The organism is Burkholderia mycopellens (assembly GCF_964265025.1).
Classification (GTDB): domain Bacteria; phylum Pseudomonadota; class Gammaproteobacteria; order Burkholderiales; family Burkholderiaceae; genus Burkholderia.
Genome location: NZ_OZ183802.1, coordinates 42436 through 59285, shown reverse-complemented (window position 1 = coordinate 59285; position 16850 = coordinate 42436). Strand labels below are relative to the sequence as shown.

The following is a 16850-nucleotide window of genomic DNA, read 5'->3' as shown; positions in this document are numbered from 1 at the left end:
CGATGAGGCCGGGGATCAAGCGGCTCGCCACCGCATTGCCGTGGGTACTGGCGGGTGGCCTGGCGACGGCGGTGACGCTCGTCGCGCTCGCGCCGGCCGCGTGGATCGCGCCGCAGTTCGCACGCGCGACCGGCGGGCACGTGAATCTCGTCGATCCCGACGGGTCGCTGTGGCACGGCTCCGGCACGCTGATGCTCGCGCCGGGGGCCGACCAGAGCGCGGCGACGCTGCTGCCGGGCCGGGTCGAATGGACCACGGATTTCTGGCCGCTGCTGACCGGGCGCGTGCGGATGCGCATGCGGCAGACCGAGGCGATGCCCGATGCGGTCACGCTCGATGCGACGTGGCGCGGCGCGGTGCTGTCGGCGGGTACGATGGCCGTGCCCGCGTCGCTGCTCGCGGGGCTCGGCACGCCGTTCAACACGCTCGACCTGCAGGGCGACGTGCGGCTCGGCTGGAGTGACTGGCGGCTGATCGGCAACAACGCGTTCGGCCAGCTGACGGTGACGATCGACTCGATGAGTTCGCGCGTATCGCGCGTGAAGCCGCTCGGTTCGTACCGCGCGGTGTTGCAGGCGAAGGGCGCCGGCGCCGATCTCGACCTGTCGACGACGCAGGGCCCGCTGTTCCTCGACGGCCACGGCAACTTCGGCCCGGGCCAGGGATCGTTCCGCGGCACCGCGCATTCGGCGCCCGAACAACAGGCCAACCTCGCCGGGCTGCTGAACCTGCTCGGTCACCCGATCGGGAACAACGAGGTTTCGCTGATCTTCGGCGACGCGCAGCGCTGACGCGCGCGTCGCCCTTCCCTTCCTACTTCTGTGCGAGCGGCACGGCGAGCGACGGTGCGGTGGCCGCGGGCGCGGCCGCACCGGACGCCGGCACGGGTGCCGGCGCCGCCATGTCGCCGTTCTCGCGCGCCATCTCCGCTACGTTCCAGCCGCCGCCGAGCGCCTTCACGAGCCCGACCGACGACACCATCCGCTGCCCGGCAATCGTCGCGAGCTTCTGCTGCGCGGTGAACGCGGTGGTCTGCGCGGTCAGCACGTTCAGGTAGGCGACCGTGCCGGCCTTGTACTGGTTCGTGACGATCGCGAGCGAATGCTCGGCGCTGTCGACCGCCTGCCGCTGCACGTCGATTTCCTGCGCGAGGATGCGCTGCGACGCGAGGTTGTCCTCGACGTCCTGGAACGCGGTGAGCACCGCGAGGCGGTACGCGGCGACGTCCTGGTCGTAGGTCGCGCGCGCGGCGTCGGTCTGCGCGGCGCGCAGCCCTGCGTCGAACAGCGTGGCCGCGAGCTGCGGACCGACCGTCCAGAAGCGCGCCGGCAGCGTGAACAGCTGCGACCACACCGAACTCTGGAAGCCGCCGGTGGCCGACAGCGTGAGGGTCGGGAAGAACGCGGAGATCGCGACGCCGATCTGCTCGTTCGCGGCCGCCGCACGGCGCTCGGCCGCCGCGACGTCGGGGCGGCGTTCGAGGATCGCGGACGGCACGTCCACCGGCGTGATCGGCGGCTCGGCCGCGAGCGGGTTCGGCGGCAGCGAGAAGGTCGACGCCGGTTCGCCGATCAGCGTCGCGATCGCATGCTCGTACTGCGCGCGTGCGACGCCGTTGTCGATCGACGCCGCCTGCGCGCTTTGCAGTTGCGTCTGCGCCTGGATCACGTCCGCGCGCGCGGCAACGCCCTGCGCGTACTGGTTCTGCGTGAGTTTCAGCGACTGTTCGTACGACTTCACGGTGTCGTCGAGCAGCTTCTGCAGCGCATCGGACGTGCGCAGCTGGAAATAGGTTTGCGCGAGCAGCGCCTGCTGCGACAGGCGCGCATTCGCGAGATCGGCCGCCGCGGCCGCTTCGCCGGCGCGCTGTGCGCTGACGGTGCGGCTCACCTTGCCCCACAGGTCGGGTTCCCAGCTCGCGTCGAGGCCGATGCTGTAGCTGTTGCTGATCGACGAGCTGCCGCTGAAACTCGACGAACCCGACGACACCGACGTGCGCGGCGTGCGGGCGCGCGAGCCCGATGCGGTCAGCCCGACGGTCGGGAAATACGCGGCGCGCGCCTCGGTGACGAGCGCGCGCGCCTGCCGGTACGCAGCCGCCGATTGCGCGATGGTCTGGTTCGATGCGTTGAGCTTGCCGATCAGCGCATCGAGCTGCGGATCGTTGTAGACCGTCCACCACGCGCCGCGGTCGGTGCGGTCGGCGGGCTGCGCGACCTTCCAGCCGGCCGGCGCTTCCTTGTACGCGGCGGGGATCGACGTGTCGGGCCGGTGATAGTCGGGCCCGACGGCGCAGCCGGCGAGCAGCACGGCCGTCGCGACGGCGACGGCGGCGCTCAGCGGGCGAAGGGCGCGCGGGAGGGAGGTGTACGGCATGGTGGTTTTCCTGTCTGGGCGCGGGGGGCGGCGTCGCGCGGTGCGGTCGTCGTGCCGCTGGCGGACAAATGGTAACTGACGGCGGGAAAGCTGCGCAGCCCCAAGGGTACGGTGCGCGGCGACAGGAATGTGTTACGGGCGCGAGCGGCTGGTTTACCGGCCATTACGGCTCGCTGACGGGAAGCCGGACGCGTGACGCCGGCCGTTGCGTGACGCGGCCGGCGCCCAGTCGGAGCAGTCGGGAAGGCGGGAGCCGCGCGATGTCAGTGGCAGCGCGCGGGCAGCGGGAGCGGTTCGGCGGCAGGCCGCCATGTCGACGGCTCCGTCGCGGCCGGCTGGCCCGTGCGGCGCGCGCCGTCTTTCGCATTGCGCTGCCGGCGATGATCGAACCATGCGAACCCGAGCGCCGCGAGCGAGCCGCCCGGCACCACCAGCATCGTCACGTACAGCGCGATCTTCCAGCCGCGGTGCGGCCCGGAAAACGCATGATGAGCGGTATCGGTCAGGTTGCGGCGCAGCGCGCCGGCGGCATTTTTCAGGAACAGCATCGCGAACATCCTCGGGGTGCCCGCAGCGCGGGCGAATCGGTCAGAACATAGTCTCCGGCAGTGCAACATGCACGTCGTAACTGGTTGCCTCAAATAATATTGACTAAGCAATCAATTTTCAAGATACTGGGCGCGTTTAAATCTGAAACGCACTATTGCTGCGTGCGCAATCGCATGACAGGCGGCCTCTACGATCCCGAGAACATCGCGCTGGAAACGAGCCTCGGCTATTACCTGTCGAAGGCGAAGCAGGCGCTCGTCGAGCGGATGGATCGTGCGCTCGAGCCACTCGACCTCACCGCGCAGCAGATCGGCGTGATCCTGTTGCTGTCGCGTGGCTATGCGCGCACGCCGTTCGAGCTGTCCCGCAGGATGTCGTACGACAGCGGTTCGATGACGCGGCTGCTCGACCGGCTCGAACGCAAGGGGCTGGTCGCACGCTCGCGCAGCGAGCAGGATCGCCGGATGATCGAGCTGACGCTGACCGAACGCGGCGCCGAAGCAGCCCGGGCGCTGCCGTCGCTGATCGCGACCACGCTCAACGCGCAGCTCGACGGTTTCTCGGCCGACGAGCTCGCGACGCTCATCGGCCTGCTGCAGCGCTTCATCGCCAATGGGCCCGGCTCGACCGGTTGCCCGAAACCCGACGACGAAGCGGACAGCTGATGTGCGCGGAGGCCCCATGTCTAGGTTAAGCGTTCGTTTATTTGTCTGTCTGGGCAGAAGATGACAGGGCACGCGCTCCCCTTTTCCCTTTATCCGTTCCACCCGGCCGGGCTGCGCTGCGGCGCACACCCGTGCGTTGTGCCGGCGCGTCGCGCGCGCCGCGTCTAGGAGATTTCGATGTCCGCCACCACGGCATCCGCCGCCTCCCCCGCTGCCGAACCCGCACCGCTGTCCGGCGGTGCACTCGCGCTGCTCACGGTCGGGCTCGCGCTCGGCACCTTCATGGAAGTGCTCGACACGTCGATCGCGAACGTCGCGGTGCCGACCATCTCGGGCAGCCTCGGCGTCGCGACGAGCGAAGGCACCTGGGTGATCTCGTCGTACTCGGTTGCCTCCGCGATCGCGGTGCCGCTGACCGGCTGGCTCGCGCGGCGGGTCGGCGAGGTGCGGCTGTTCACGCTGTCGGTGCTCGCGTTCACGATCGCGTCGGCGCTGTGCGGCCTCGCGACCAACTTCGAGACGCTGATCGCGTTCCGGCTGCTGCAGGGCCTCGTGTCGGGGCCGATGGTGCCGCTGTCGCAGACGATCCTGATGCGCAGCTACCCGCCCGCGAAGCGCGGGCTCGCGCTCGGGCTATGGGCGATGACGGTGATCGTCGCACCGATCTTCGGCCCGTTGCTGGGCGGCTGGATCAGCGACAACTACACGTGGCCGTGGATCTTCTACATCAACCTGCCGATCGGCGTCTTCTCGGCGACCTGCGCGTATTTCCTGCTGCGCGGCCGCGAGACGAAGACGTCGAAGCAGCGGATCGACGCGATCGGCCTCGCGCTGCTCGTGATCGGCGTGTCGTGCCTGCAGATGATGCTCGACCTCGGCAAGGACCGCGACTGGTTCAACTCGACGTTCATCGTCGCGCTCGCGCTGATCGCGGTCGTGTCGCTCGCGTTCATGCTCGTCTGGGAGGCGACCGAGAAGGAGCCGGTGGTCGACCTGTCGCTCTTCAAGGACCGCAACTTCGCGCTCGGCGCGATGATCATCTCGTTCGGCTTCATGGCGTTCTTCGGCTCGGTCGTGATCTTCCCGCTGTGGCTGCAGACCGTGATGGGCTACACGGCGGGCAAGGCCGGCCTCGCGACCGCGCCGGTCGGGCTGCTCGCGCTCGTGCTGTCGCCGCTGATCGGCCGCAACATGCACCGGCTCGACCTGCGGATGGTCGCGAGCTTCGCGTTCATCGTGTTCGCCGGCGTGTCGATCTGGAACTCGACGTTTACGCTCGACGTGCCGTTCAGCCATGTGATCCTGCCGCGTCTGGTGCAGGGGATCGGCGTTGCGTGCTTCTTCGTGCCGATGACGACGATCACGCTGTCGAGCATCCCCGACGACCGGCTCGCGAGCGCGTCGGGGCTGTCGAACTTCCTGCGCACGCTGTCGGGCGCGATCGGCACCGCGGCGAGTTCGACGTTCTGGGAGAACGATGCGATCTACCACCACGCGCGGTTGTCGGAATCGGTGAGCGTGTATGCGCAGAGCACGACCGACTACCAGGGCGCGCTGTCGCAGCTCGGCATCGTCGGCCAGACGGCCAATGCGCAGCTCAATCAGCTCGTCACGCAGCAGGGCTTCATGATGGCGACCAACGACTTCTTCCTGCTGTCGGCGTTCATGTTCGGCGCGCTCGCGGCGCTCGTGTGGATCACGAAGCCGAGGAAGGGCGCCGGGCCGGCGATGGGGCACTGACCGCGCGGCGGGCGGCCGTTGCGCCCGCCTCGTCCGCTTTGCCGCCCGCCTTGGCGGGCGTCACTCCCGCGCCCGCAACCCGCCGAACGCGAGGTCGTCGCCCGGCGCGATCGGCAGCGTCGCCCGCGCCACTTCAAGCCACGCGCGCGCCGCGTGCGACAGATACCCCTTCTTCAGCCAGCCGAGCGCGATCGCCCACGTGATCTCCGGCTCGACGATCGGCCGGCACGTGAACTGGCCCGCGTCGAGCCGCCGGCAATACGGCTCGGGCAGCAGCGCGATGCCGACCCCCGCATGCACGAGCGCGGCCATGAAATCCCAGTGGCCGCTGCGGCTCACGATCGACGGCGTGAAGCCGACCTGCCGGCACGCATCGAGCACCGCGTCGTGCAGCGCGAGGCTTTCCGCGTAGAACACGAACGACTCGCGCGCGAGATCCGCGAGCGGCACGGCCGCGTGATCCTCCCAGCGCGATTCGCGCGGCGCGACCAGCCATAACGGCGCGCGCACCATCGGCAACCGCTCGAAGGTGCCGGGATCGACCGGCTCCAGCAGCCCGCCCAGTTCGAGCTCGCCCGACATCAGCGCGGCCTCGATCATCCGTGCGCCCTGCTCGAACAGCTTCAGCTCGATGTTCGGGTAGCGCTGCTTGTACGCGGCGATGATCGGCGTGAACAGCGAGCCGCCGAGCGGCGGGACCCCGATCGTCAGCTCGCCGCGCCCGAGCGTGCCGAGGTCGTTCAGCTCCGACTGCAGCTGCGCCTGCGCGGCGAGCACGTCCTGGCCGCGCTGGAACACGATCCGCCCCGCGTCGGTCAGCACCATCTGCCGGCCGTCGCGCAGCAGCAGCGGCGAACCGATCTCGTCCTCGAGCGCCTTCACCATCTTGCTGATGGTCGGCTGGGTCACGAACAGCTTGTCGGCGGCCGCCGTGAAACTCTGCTGGCGAACCACCTCGACGAAGTACCGCAGCGCGCGCAATTCCATCGACGACTCCCCAAATTGGTGCGGCGATCAAAAAACGAATTCCGAATTGGAATGATAAGGATAGAGACAAGTCATTTTATTTATGGTTAGGGGAAACCCTATACTCGCACCATCAACGGAATATCTGTAGGGAGCCCGCCATGACCAAGCCGACCGCCGCACTTGCCGCCCGCCCCGCCGCTTCGGGCAGCCTGGCGCACACGGGCCGGATCGCGCTGCAGGCCGCCGCGCTCGGCGCGCTGTGGATGGCGGTCGACTGGGCCGTGCGCAAGATCGGGCTGCCGATCCCGTCCGGCGTGATCGGCCTCGCGGTGCTCCTCGTGCTGCTGTTCTCGGGCCGCGTCGCGCCCGCGTGGGTGAAGGACGGTGCGAACTGGCTGCTGTCCGACATGCTGCTGTTCTTCGTGCCGGCCGCCGTCGCGGCCGTGCAGTACGGCGGGCTGTTCCGCGAGGATGGCTGGCGCATCGCGCTGGTGATGCTCGCCGGCACCGCGTTCGTGATGGTCGCCGTGGCCGTCGCGGTCGACCTCGCCGCGAAGCTCGAGCGCCGGCTCGCCGTGCAGCGCGTGTGCGCCGAACGCCGCCGCACGCGCCTGAGCGCCGCGTCGGCACACTGAGGCGGAGCCTGCCATGCTGGCCGCATTGACGAACCTGTCCGCCGACGAGGCGAACACCGCGATCTCGTTCGGCTGCTTCGTGCTGACGATCGTGTTGTATTTCGTGTCGAAGCGGCTCTACGCGTTCAAGAAGACGCTGCTGTTCTCGCCGCTCGTGTTCGTGCCGGGCGTGCTGGTCCTGCTCGTCCTGCTGACCGGCATCCCGTATTCGGTCTACTTCCACGACACGCGCTGGCTGATGTGGCTGCTCGGCCCGGCCACGATCGCGTTCGCGGTGCCGATCTACGACTATCGCGACCTGATCCGCCGCCACTGGCTGTCGCTGTCGGTCGGCGTCGCGGTCGGGATCGGCGCGGGCGTGTGCGGGTCGCTGCTGCTCGCGAAGCTGCTGCACCTGTCGCCGGAGCTGCAGCGCTCGCTGATGACGCGCTCGGTGTCGACGCCGTTCGCGCTCGCCGTGTCGGACAAGATCCACGCGCCGAAGGATCTCACCGCGCTGTTCGTGATCGCGACCGGCATCTGCGGGATGCTGCTCGGCGAGATCGTGCTCGCACTGGTGCCGCTGCGCACGCGGCTTGCGCGCGGCGCGCTGTTCGGCGCGGCCGCCCACGGCGTGGGCACCGCGAAGGCGCGCGAGATCGGCAGCGAGGAAGGCGTCGTGTCGAGCCTCACGATGATGATCGCGGGCGTCGCGATGGTGCTGATCGCGCCGCTGTTGACGCTGCTGCCGATCTGAGCGGGCGGCCGGCGCCCGCCAGGCGCCGGCCCGGCCCGATCGCGCCTGCCGCCATCGGCGTGGCAGGCTCCGTGCGGCGGGAACGGCGCCCCTTCCCGGCCACGCACGCGTCGGCCGCCAGCCCGGCGGCCCTTTCCGCCCCCACTTACCCTGCATCCGCCCGACACCCGGCCGACAATCGGCTGAGATAGCCGCAAATCCCCCCTCTTTTCCGCCCATCGGGCTCGGCCCGGATGCCGAACAATGCATGCTACGAGACATCACGCACGCATTCACATGGCCTCCACGACCGCAAACCCGACCGCCGACAAGCCGGCTTCGTCCGGCAAGTTCAAGCGCATCGCGCTCATCGCCGTCATCGCGCTGGGCGCGGCGGCTGCCGCAGCCGGCGGCATGTACGTGTTCCTGAGCAAGGAAGGCGTCGGCCATGCGAGCGCGCCCGCCGAACCGGCGCCGCTTGCCGCGCCGGTGTTCTTCCCGCTCGACCCGCTGACCGTGAACCTGCAGTCCGACGACGGCGCGCAGCACTACCTGCGCGTCGGCCTGTCGCTGAAGCTCACCGACCCGAAGGCGCAGGAGCAGCTGACCGCGCGGATGCCGGAGATCCGCAGCCGGATCCTGCTTGCGCTGTCGAACAAGCATCCCGAGGATCTCGCGACGCCGGACGGCAAACGTTCGCTCGCGAAGGAACTGCGGGAACTGATCGAGCAGCCTACGCAGCCGGGCAACCAGCGCGCGAAGGTCGACGACGTGTTGTTCACCGAATTCGTCGTCCAGTAACGCGGCCGCGAAAGGAGCGCGTATGGGTCACCAGGAGTTCATGTCCCAGGAGGAGGTCGATGCCCTCCTCAAGGGCGTCACGGGCGAAGCCGATGCAGTCGACGAGCACCGCGACACATCGGGCGTCCGCCCCTACAACATCGCGACGCAGGAGCGAATCGTCCGCGGCCGGATGCCCGGCCTCGAGATCATCAACGATCGCTTCGCGCGCCTGCTGCGGATCGGCATCTTCAACTTCATGCGGCGCACGGCGGAAATCTCCGTCAGCCAGGTGAAGGTGCAGAAGTACAGCGAGTTCACCCGCAACCTGCCGATCCCGACGAACCTGAACCTCGTGCACGTGAAGCCGCTGCGCGGCACGTCGCTGTTCGTGTTCGACCCGAACCTCGTGTTCTTCGTCGTCGACAACCTGTTCGGCGGCGACGGGCGCTTCCACACGCGCGTCGAGGGCCGCGATTTCACGGCCACCGAGCAGCGGATCATCGGCAAGCTGCTGAACCTCGTGTTCGAGCACTACACGACCGCATGGAAGAGCGTGCGGCCGCTGCAGTTCGAATTCGTGCGCTCGGAGATGCACACGCAGTTCGCGAACGTCGCGACGCCGAACGAGATCGTGATCGTCACGCAGTTCTCGATCGAGTTCGGGCCGACGGGCGGCACGCTGCACATCTGCATGCCGTACTCGATGGTCGAGCCGATCCGCGACGTGCTCGCGTCGCCGATCCAGGGCGAGGCGCTCGAAGTCGACCGCCGCTGGGTGCGCGTGCTGTCGCAGCAGGTGCAGGCCGCCGAGGTCGAGCTGACCGCGAACCTCGCCGAGATCTCGTCGACCTTCGAGAAGATCCTGAACCTGCGCGCGGGCGACGTGCTGCCGCTGGAAATCGAGGACACGATCACCGCGAAGGTCGACGGCGTGCCGGTGATGGAATGCGGCTACGGAATTTTCAATGGTCAATATGCGTTGCGCGTGCAGAAGATGATCAGCGCGGGCGATTCGATGAAGGAAGGTGGATATGAGTGAGCTGAACCAGACGCCCGAGGACGACGCACAAGCGATGGCCGACGCGGCCCTCGCGGCATCGGCCGCCGCCGCGCAGGCGGCGCCGGCCGCGGCGGAAGAAGATCCGGGCATGGACGACTGGGCGGCCGCACTCGCCGAGCAGAACCAGCAGCCGGTGCAGCCGGGCGCGACGGGCGCCGGCGTGTTCCAGCCGCTGTCGAAGGCCGCGGCGAGCTCGACGCACAACGACATCGAGATGATTCTCGACATCCCGGTCAAGATGACCGTGGAGCTCGGCCGCACGAAGATCGCGATCCGCAACCTGCTGCAGCTTGCGCAGGGCTCGGTGGTCGAGCTGGACGGCATGGCCGGCGAGCCGATGGACGTGCTCGTGAACGGCTGCCTGATCGCGCAGGGCGAGGTCGTGGTCGTCAACGACAAGTTCGGCATCCGCCTGACCGACATCATCACGCCGGCCGAACGCATCCGGAAGCTGAATCGATGAACGTCGCAGCGCCCGGCCGCCGCGTGCGTGTCGCGCGCGTGGCGGCCGCCGCCGCGGCCATTGCGGCGTCGCTTGCCTGCGGGCCGGCCGGCGCCGCCGACATGAACGCGGTGAACCACGCCGGCTCGATCGCATCGAGCGTGATGGTCGGTTCGGCCGCACCGTCGCTCGGCTTCGGCGCGGTGCTGCAGACGCTGGTCGGGCTCGTGGTCGTGATCGGTCTCGTGTTCGCGTGTGCGTGGCTCGCGCGCCGCTTCGGCTTCCAGCACGCACGCCGCGGCGGCCCGCTGAAGGTCGTGTCGAGCGTCGCGGTCGGCGCGAAGGAAAGCGCGACGATCGTCGAGATCGGCGACACCTGGCTCGTGCTCGGCGTCGCGCCGGGCAACGTGCGATTGCTGCATACGCTGCCGGCCGGTTCGGCGGCGGCCACCGCGACGGCGGCTTCGGCTTCGGCCGACGCACCCGCCGGCGCCGCCCCGTCCGACGGCGGCCTGCCCGGCACGTTCGGCGCGCGGTTTCGCGACGCGCTCGCGGGCGAAGCCGCGAAGCGCCTCGGTCGCGGCAAGGACCGCTGACATGGCGCCGCGCCCTCTTTCCGACCCCGCATTCCGATGAAACACGCATTCCTGCATCGCGCGGCGCGTTTCGCGCCCGTGCTGATCCTCTGCCTCGCGCCCGCGCTCGCCCATGCGCAGGCGAACGGCCTGCCCGCGTTCAACGCGAGCCCGGGCCCGCACGGCGGCACCACGTATTCGCTGAGCGTGCAGACGATGCTGCTGCTCACGATGCTGTCGTTCCTGCCGGCGATGATGCTGATGATGACGAGCTTCACGCGCATCATCATCGTGCTATCGCTGCTGCGCCAGGCGCTCGGCACCGCGACGACGCCGCCGAACCAGGTGCTCGTCGGCCTCGCGATGTTCCTCACCTTCTTCGTGATGTCGCCGGTGCTCGACCGCGCGTACAACGACGGCTACAAGCCGTTCTCCGACGGCTCGATGCCGATGGAGCAGGCCGTGCAGCGCGGCGTCGCGCCGTTCAAGACCTTCATGCTGAAGCAGACCCGCGAGACCGATCTCGCGCTGTTCGCGAAGATCTCGAAGGCCGCGCCGATGCAGGGCCCCGAAGACGTGCCGCTGTCGCTGCTGGTGCCCGCGTTCGTCACGAGCGAGCTGAAGACCGGCTTCCAGATCGGCTTCACGGTCTTCATCCCGTTCCTGATCATCGACATGGTCGTCGCGAGCGTGCTGATGTCGATGGGGATGATGATGGTGTCGCCATCTACCGTGTCGCTGCCGTTCAAGCTGATGCTGTTCGTGCTGGTCGACGGCTGGCAGCTGCTGATCGGCTCGCTCGCGCAGAGCTTTACGTAAGCGGCGGAGGAAACGCGCGATGACGCCCGAACAAGTGATGACCCTGGCGCACCAGGCGATGATGGTCGGCCTGCTGCTGGCCGCCCCGCTGCTGCTGGTCGCGCTCGCGGTCGGCCTCGTCGTGAGCCTGTTCCAGGCCGCGACGCAGATCAACGAGGCAACCCTGTCGTTCATCCCGAAGCTGCTCGCGGTCGCCGCGACGCTCGTGATCGCCGGCCCGTGGATGCTGACGACCATGCTCGACTACCTGCGGCAGACGCTGCTGCACGTCGCGACGCTCGGCGTCGGCTGAGCCGCGCGCACCACCCGGCGGCGATGTTCTCGGTTACCTACGCGCAGCTCAACGGCTGGCTCACGGCGTTCCTGTGGCCGTTCGTGCGGATGCTCGCGCTCGTCGCGACCGCGCCCGTCGTCGGCCACGCGGCGGTGCCCGTGCGCGTGAAGATCGGCCTCGCCGCGTTCATGGCGCTGGTCGTGGCGCCCACGCTCGGCGCGATGCCGGACGTCACCGTATTCTCCGCACCAGGGATCTGGATCCTCGTCACGCAGTTCCTGATCGGCGTCGCGATGGGTTTCGCGATGCAGATCGTGTTCGCGGCCGTCGAGGCGGCCGGCGACTTCATCGGGCTGTCGATGGGGCTCGGCTTCGCGACCTTCTTCGATCCGCACACGAGCGGCGCGACGCCCGTGATGGGCCGCTTCCTGAATGCCGTCGCGATGCTCGCGTTCCTCGCGGTGGACGGCCACCTGCAGGTGTTCGCCGCGCTCGCCGCGTCGTTCCAGTCGCTGCCGGTGTCGGCCGACCTGCTGCACGCGCCCGGCTGGCGCACGCTCGCCGCGTTCGGCGCGACCGTGTTCGAGATGGGGCTGCTGCTCGCGCTGCCGGTGGTCGCGGCGCTGCTGATCACGAACCTCGCGCTCGGCATCCTGAACCGCGCGGCGCCGCAGATCGGCGTGTTCCAGATCGGCTTTCCCGTCACGATGCTGGTCGGGCTGCTGCTCGTGCAACTGATGGTGCCGAACCTCGTGCCGTTCGTGTCGCACCTGTTCGACATGGGGCTCGACGCGATGGGGCGGGTGCTGATCGGGTGGCGGTGAGCGCCTCCCGCCCCGTTTCGGGAAGACCCCGCCTGTTCCGGCCCTCCGTTGCTGGAAAACCCCTAAACGAACCGTCCCTCCGCGAAAGGTTGCAGAAGGTTTCGCCTCCCTATACTCGTCGTGACGATGCAGCAAGCATCGCGCCATACGAATACAACGAACGGAGACGACCCGATGCGACCCATCCTGCGCACCCTCGCCGTTGCAGCCAGCCTGAGCTGCGCGCTTGCCGCTGCCCCCGCTTTTGCCGACGACGGCGGCAAGATCACGATCATGGTCGGCGGGATCGCGAAGCTCATCTACCTGCCCGCGCGGCTTACGCAGGAACTCGGCTACTTCAAGGCCGAAGGGCTCGACGTCGAGCTGCTGTCGCAGCCGGCCGGCGTCGACGCGGAGAACGAGCTGCTCGCGGGCGCCGTGCAGGGCGTGGTCGGCTTCTACGACCACACGATCGACCTGCAGAGCAAGGGCAAGGACGTGAAGGCGATCGCCGTGTTCGGCCAGGTGCCGGGCGAAGTCGAGATGGTGTCGACCAAGGCCGCGCCGACCTTCAAGTCGATGGCCGACGCGAAGGGCAAGACGCTCGGCGTGACCGGCCTCGGCTCGTCGACGAGCTTCCTCACGCAATACCTCGCGCTTGCGCACGGCGTGCCGTCGACCCAGTACACGATGCTGCCGGTCGGCGCCGACGCGAGCTTCATCGCCGCGATCAAGCAGGGCCGTATCGACGCCGGGATGACGACCGAGCCGACCGTGTCCGCGCTCGAGAAGATGGGCGACGCGAAGGTGCTGGTCGATCTGCGCACGCTGGAAGGCACGCGCGCCGCGCTCGGCGGCACCTACCCGGCCGCGAGCCTGTACGTGCAGTCGGCGTGGGCCGATTCGCACAAGGCGGAAGCCACCAAGCTCGCGCATGCATTCGCGAAGACGATGCAGTTCATCCACACGCACAGCGCCGAAGACATCGCCGCGAAGATGCCGGCCGACTACCAGAAGGACAAGGCGCTGTACGTGAGCGCGCTGAAGGCGTCGCTGCCGATGTATACGGCCGACGCGAAGATGCCGGCCGACGGCCCGGCGACCGTGCTGAAGGTGCTGTCGGCGTTCAACCCGTCGGTGAAGGGCAAGCATATCGACCTGGCGCGCACCTTCACGAACGATTTCGTGAACGCGAAGTAAGCCGCGGCGCCGTGCGTGCCCCGTTCCGGCCCGGTTGACCGGCCCGGCGTTGCGCCACGATGCGACGCCCTCTTCACCCGCAGGACGAATGCGATGAACCAGGCAGTCTCCCCGAGCACACCGGCGATCGAGTTTCGCAACGTGTCGTGCCGCTTCATTTCGCCGGAAGGCAAGGCCACCGTCGCGCTGCGCGACTTCAGCATGAGCGTCGCGCGCGGCGAGTTCATCGCGATCGTCGGGCCGACCGGCTGCGGCAAGTCGACGACGCTGAACCTGATCACCGGGCTGCTCAAGCCCGTGTCGGGCGAGGTGCGCGTGATGGGCCGCCCGGTCGACGGGATCGATCCCCGCATCGGCTTCGTATTCCAGGCCGACGCCGTGTTCCCGTGGCGCAACGTGATCGACAACGTCGCGGCCGGCCCGCTGTTCCGCGGCCGCTCGAAGGACGTCGCGTACGCGCAGGCCGAGGAATGGATCCGCAAGGTCGGCCTCGACAAGTTCACGAAGCACTACCCGCACCAGCTTTCCGGCGGGATGAGGAAGCGCGTCGCGCTCGCGCAGACCTTCATCAACCAGCCGGAAATCCTGCTGATGGACGAGCCGTTCTCCGCGCTCGACATGCAGACGCGCACGCTGATGCAGGACGAGCTGCTGCAGCTCTGGTCCGCGAACAAAGGCTCGGTTGTGTTCGTCACGCACGATCTCGAGGAGGCGATCGCGCTCGCCGACCGCGTGTTCGTGCTGACCGCGCGGCCTGCCACGCTCAAGCGCGTGTACGAGATCGACCTGCCGCGCCCGCGCGTCACGTCGGAGATCCGCTACGACCCGCGCTTCATCGAAATTTCCAAGGACATCTGGCACGACCTGCGCGAAGAAGTGCAGATCGGCTGACGCACACGCAGCCCGGCAAAAGACAGCAAGGACAGGAGCATGACCGACATGACGCTTCCCCCCACCGCCATTCCGGCGACGACGCTCGAGGACGACGAGCGCGCCGCGCAACGCCGGCTGCGCCGCCGGCGCAACCTGATCGTCACGCTGCGGATCGCCGTGCTGGTGATCGTGCTCGGCGGGTGGGAACTCGCCGCACGCCTCAAGTGGATCGATCCGTTCTTCTTCTCGATGCCGTCGCTGATCTTCGCGCAGATCCAGGACTGGTTCGTGAACGGCACGTCGCAGGGCCCGCTGCTCACGCAGGTATGGGTCACGCTCGAGGAAACCGGCATCGGCTTCGTGATCGGCTCGGTCGCCGGCGTGATCTGCGGGATCGTGCTCGGCCGCAACAAGCTGATGGCCGACGTGTTCGGCCTGTACATCCAGATCGCGAACTCGATTCCGCGCGTCGTGCTCGGCTCGATCTTCGTGATCGCGCTGGGCCTCGGGATGGCGTCGAAGATCGCGCTGGCCGTCGTGATGGTGTTCTTCGTCGTGTTCGGCAACGCGTTCCAGGGCGTGCGCGAAGCCGACCGCTACCTGATCGCGAACGCGCAGATCCTCGGCGCGTCGCGCCGGCAGATCACCACGGCGGTCGTGATCCCGTCCGCGCTGAGCTGGATTCTCGCGAGCCTGCACGTGAGCTTCGGCTTCGCGCTGGTCGGTGCGGTCGTCGGCGAATTCCTGGGTTCCAAGCAGGGCATCGGTTTGCTAATCTCCACCGCCCAGGGCGCGTTCAATGCCAGCGGCGTATTCGCGGCGATGATCGTGCTGGCGGTGGTCGCGCTGGCCGCCGACTACCTGCTGACGTGGCTCGAGAAGCGGCTGCTGAAGTGGCGCCCCGCGGCGTTCTGAACGCCGCAGGCGGACGCCTGACATGACACCCCCGACCGCGCCGGCGCCCCCGGCGCGGTTCGGCATTTCGGAGAAGGAGCGCAACGGGATGGCGCACAGCCTGCGCGGACGGCTGCTGTGGTGGCTGCTGCTGCCGCTCGCGGTGTTCGTGCTGATCGCCGGCGCGATGTCGTACGACACCGCGCGGACCACGGCCGCGCTCGTGCAGGACAGCGCGCTCGTCGCGTCCGCGCGCACGATCGGCGAGGACATCGAATGGCGCAACGGGCTGCCGGTCGCCGACGTACCGCCGGCCGCGCTGGAGATTTTCGAATCGCCGTCGCGCGATTCGGTGTTCTACAAGGTGATCGACGGCCACGACCGCCTGCTCGCGGGCACGCCGGCGCTCGACGTGCCCGCGCGGCACGGCGTCGAGCCGACGCTGTACGACACGTCGCTCGACGGCGTGCCGCTGCGCGCGGTGGCCTACGATCGCCAGCTGTACGACGAGGGACGGGTCGAGACGGCCACGGTGGTCGTCGCGAAGACGACGCGCTCGCACCACGCGATGGTCGCGACGATCTGGCGGCCGCAGCTCGTGCGGCTGTCGCTGATGCTGATGCTCGCGATGGGGCTCGTGTACCTCGGCCTCACCTTCGAGATGCGCCCGCTGATGAAGCTGAAGGACGACGTGGCCGACCGCGGGCCGATGGAGCTGGAGCCGATCCGCCCCGAGCGGCTGCAGAACGAGCTGCGGCCGATCGTCGACGCGATCAACCAGTGCATCGCGCGGCTCAACACGCACACGGCCACGCAGCGCCGCTTCATCGCGGATGCCGCGCACCAGTTGCGCACGCCGATCGCGGTGCTCGACACGCAGATCCAGTACGCGCAGCGGCGCGGGCACGACGATCCGGAGCTTGCCGCGGTGCTCGACAGCATGCAGCGCAGCAGCCGCAAGATGGCCGACGTGACCGACAAGCTGCTGCTGCTCGCGCACGCGGAAGCGACACCGTCGACGCTGCTGAACCATCGCGTCGATCTCGCGGCCGTGGTGTCGAGCGTGCTGGAGGAGACGATCGTACTCGCGCAGCGGCGCGACATCGACCTCGGCGCCGATCTCGGCGAGCGGCTCGACGTCGCGGGCAGCGACAGCCTGCTGACCGCGCTGGTGATGAACCTCGTCGACAACGCGGTGCGCTACACGCAGCCGGGCGGCTGCGTGACGGTCTGCGCACGCCGCGACGGCGACGCGATCGTGCTCGACGTGGTCGACAACGGCCCGGGCATCCCGGCCGAAGCGCGTCCGCACGTGTTCAAGCGGTTCTACCGCGTGTCCGCCGACACCGAAGGCTCGGGCCTCGGGCTTGCGATCGTCCGCGAGATCGCGCAGGCGCACGGCGGCAGCGCGTCGCTCGCGCCGGGCCCCGGCAATCGCGGTATCGTCGTGACCGTGCGGCTGCCCGCCTACGATTGAA

Annotated in this window: 19 protein-coding genes; 16 read left to right on the top strand and 3 right to left on the bottom strand. The window is 68.7% G+C overall.

The window, feature by feature from the left end; genetic code table 11:
• Positions 1–2: 2 nt before the first annotated feature.
• A complete protein-coding gene (locus tag ACPTTC_RS00275; RefSeq protein WP_423391239.1) occupies positions 3–791 on the top strand; it encodes a type II secretion system protein N in 789 nt (262 codons plus the stop codon).
• A 22-nt stretch (positions 792–813) separates the two neighbouring features.
• Here the strand turns inward: ACPTTC_RS00275 and ACPTTC_RS00270 are convergent, their stop codons facing one another.
• A complete protein-coding gene (locus ACPTTC_RS00270) occupies positions 814–2376 on the bottom strand; it encodes an efflux transporter outer membrane subunit (protein WP_423391238.1) in 1563 nt (520 codons plus the stop codon).
• Positions 2377–2639: 263 nt separating this feature from the next.
• Positions 2640–2924 (bottom strand): multidrug ABC transporter ATPase, encoded by a 285-nt coding sequence (locus tag ACPTTC_RS00265; RefSeq protein WP_423391237.1) that lies wholly within the window; start codon positions 2922–2924, stop codon positions 2640–2642.
• A 174-nt stretch (positions 2925–3098) separates the two neighbouring features.
• Between ACPTTC_RS00265 and ACPTTC_RS00260 the strand changes: the two genes are divergently transcribed.
• The gene (locus ACPTTC_RS00260) at positions 3099–3590 is read left to right on the top strand and encodes a MarR family winged helix-turn-helix transcriptional regulator (protein ID WP_175969789.1); all 492 of its coding nucleotides are present in this window, start codon (positions 3099–3101) and stop codon (positions 3588–3590) included.
• Between the two features lie 177 nt (positions 3591–3767).
• Positions 3768–5330 carry a DHA2 family efflux MFS transporter permease subunit gene (locus ACPTTC_RS00255; protein ID WP_175969788.1) on the top strand — a complete coding sequence of 521 codons (1563 nt, stop codon included), beginning with the start codon at positions 3768–3770 and terminating at the stop codon, positions 5328–5330.
• A 60-nt stretch (positions 5331–5390) separates the two neighbouring features.
• Here the strand turns inward: ACPTTC_RS00255 and ACPTTC_RS00250 are convergent, their stop codons facing one another.
• Complete coding sequence (locus ACPTTC_RS00250) at positions 5391–6317, bottom strand: LysR family transcriptional regulator (RefSeq protein WP_226199176.1); 927 nt, start codon at positions 6315–6317, stop codon at positions 5391–5393.
• A gap of 140 nt (positions 6318–6457) precedes the next feature.
• Between ACPTTC_RS00250 and ACPTTC_RS00245 the strand changes: the two genes are divergently transcribed.
• The 13 genes from ACPTTC_RS00245 to ACPTTC_RS00185 all read left to right on the top strand — a co-directional run bounded on the left by ACPTTC_RS00245 (position 6458) and on the right by ACPTTC_RS00185 (position 16849).
• Complete coding sequence (locus ACPTTC_RS00245; protein ID WP_423391236.1) at positions 6458–6934, top strand: CidA/LrgA family protein; 477 nt, start codon at positions 6458–6460, stop codon at positions 6932–6934.
• Positions 6935–6947: 13 nt separating this feature from the next.
• Positions 6948–7670, top strand: coding sequence for an LrgB family protein (locus ACPTTC_RS00240; RefSeq protein WP_226199173.1), 723 nt, complete (start codon positions 6948–6950; stop codon positions 7668–7670).
• Positions 7671–7913: 243 nt separating this feature from the next.
• Positions 7914–8450: a flagellar basal body-associated protein FliL gene (fliL, locus tag ACPTTC_RS00235; RefSeq protein ID WP_049097223.1), complete on the top strand. Its 537-nt coding sequence runs from the start codon at positions 7914–7916 to the stop codon at positions 8448–8450.
• Between the two features lie 22 nt (positions 8451–8472).
• Positions 8473–9471: a flagellar motor switch protein FliM gene (gene fliM / locus ACPTTC_RS00230; protein WP_175969783.1), complete on the top strand. Its 999-nt coding sequence runs from the start codon at positions 8473–8475 to the stop codon at positions 9469–9471.
• Positions 9464–9955, top strand: a complete 492-nt coding sequence (gene fliN, locus ACPTTC_RS00225) for a flagellar motor switch protein FliN (RefSeq protein ID WP_021162235.1) — start codon at positions 9464–9466, stop codon at positions 9953–9955. Before fliM ends, fliN begins: the two co-directional genes overlap by 8 nt.
• Entirely contained in the window at positions 9952–10530 is a 579-nt protein-coding gene (gene fliO / locus ACPTTC_RS00220) for a flagellar biosynthetic protein FliO (RefSeq protein ID WP_423391235.1), read from the top strand. The genes fliN and fliO overlap by 4 nt, the downstream gene beginning before the upstream one ends.
• 36 nt (positions 10531–10566) lie before the next feature.
• Complete coding sequence (fliP, locus tag ACPTTC_RS00215; RefSeq protein ID WP_226199171.1) at positions 10567–11328, top strand: flagellar type III secretion system pore protein FliP; 762 nt, start codon at positions 10567–10569, stop codon at positions 11326–11328.
• A gap of 19 nt (positions 11329–11347) precedes the next feature.
• Positions 11348–11620: a flagellar biosynthesis protein FliQ gene (gene fliQ, locus ACPTTC_RS00210; RefSeq protein WP_006491272.1), complete on the top strand. Its 273-nt coding sequence runs from the start codon at positions 11348–11350 to the stop codon at positions 11618–11620.
• A 23-nt stretch (positions 11621–11643) separates the two neighbouring features.
• A complete protein-coding gene (gene fliR / locus ACPTTC_RS00205) occupies positions 11644–12426 on the top strand; it encodes a flagellar biosynthetic protein FliR (protein ID WP_423391234.1) in 783 nt (260 codons plus the stop codon).
• Positions 12427–12600: 174 nt separating this feature from the next.
• Positions 12601–13605 (top strand): ABC transporter substrate-binding protein, encoded by a 1005-nt coding sequence (locus ACPTTC_RS00200; RefSeq protein ID WP_423391233.1) that lies wholly within the window; start codon positions 12601–12603, stop codon positions 13603–13605.
• A 93-nt stretch (positions 13606–13698) separates the two neighbouring features.
• Positions 13699–14496, top strand: coding sequence for an ABC transporter ATP-binding protein (locus tag ACPTTC_RS00195; RefSeq protein WP_048247995.1), 798 nt, complete (start codon positions 13699–13701; stop codon positions 14494–14496).
• A 39-nt stretch (positions 14497–14535) separates the two neighbouring features.
• The gene (locus ACPTTC_RS00190; RefSeq protein WP_423391232.1) at positions 14536–15393 is read left to right on the top strand and encodes an ABC transporter permease; all 858 of its coding nucleotides are present in this window, start codon (positions 14536–14538) and stop codon (positions 15391–15393) included.
• A gap of 88 nt (positions 15394–15481) precedes the next feature.
• Positions 15482–16849: a sensor histidine kinase gene (locus tag ACPTTC_RS00185; protein WP_423393297.1), complete on the top strand. Its 1368-nt coding sequence runs from the start codon at positions 15482–15484 to the stop codon at positions 16847–16849.
• The last annotated feature ends 1 nt before the right edge of the window (position 16850 follow it).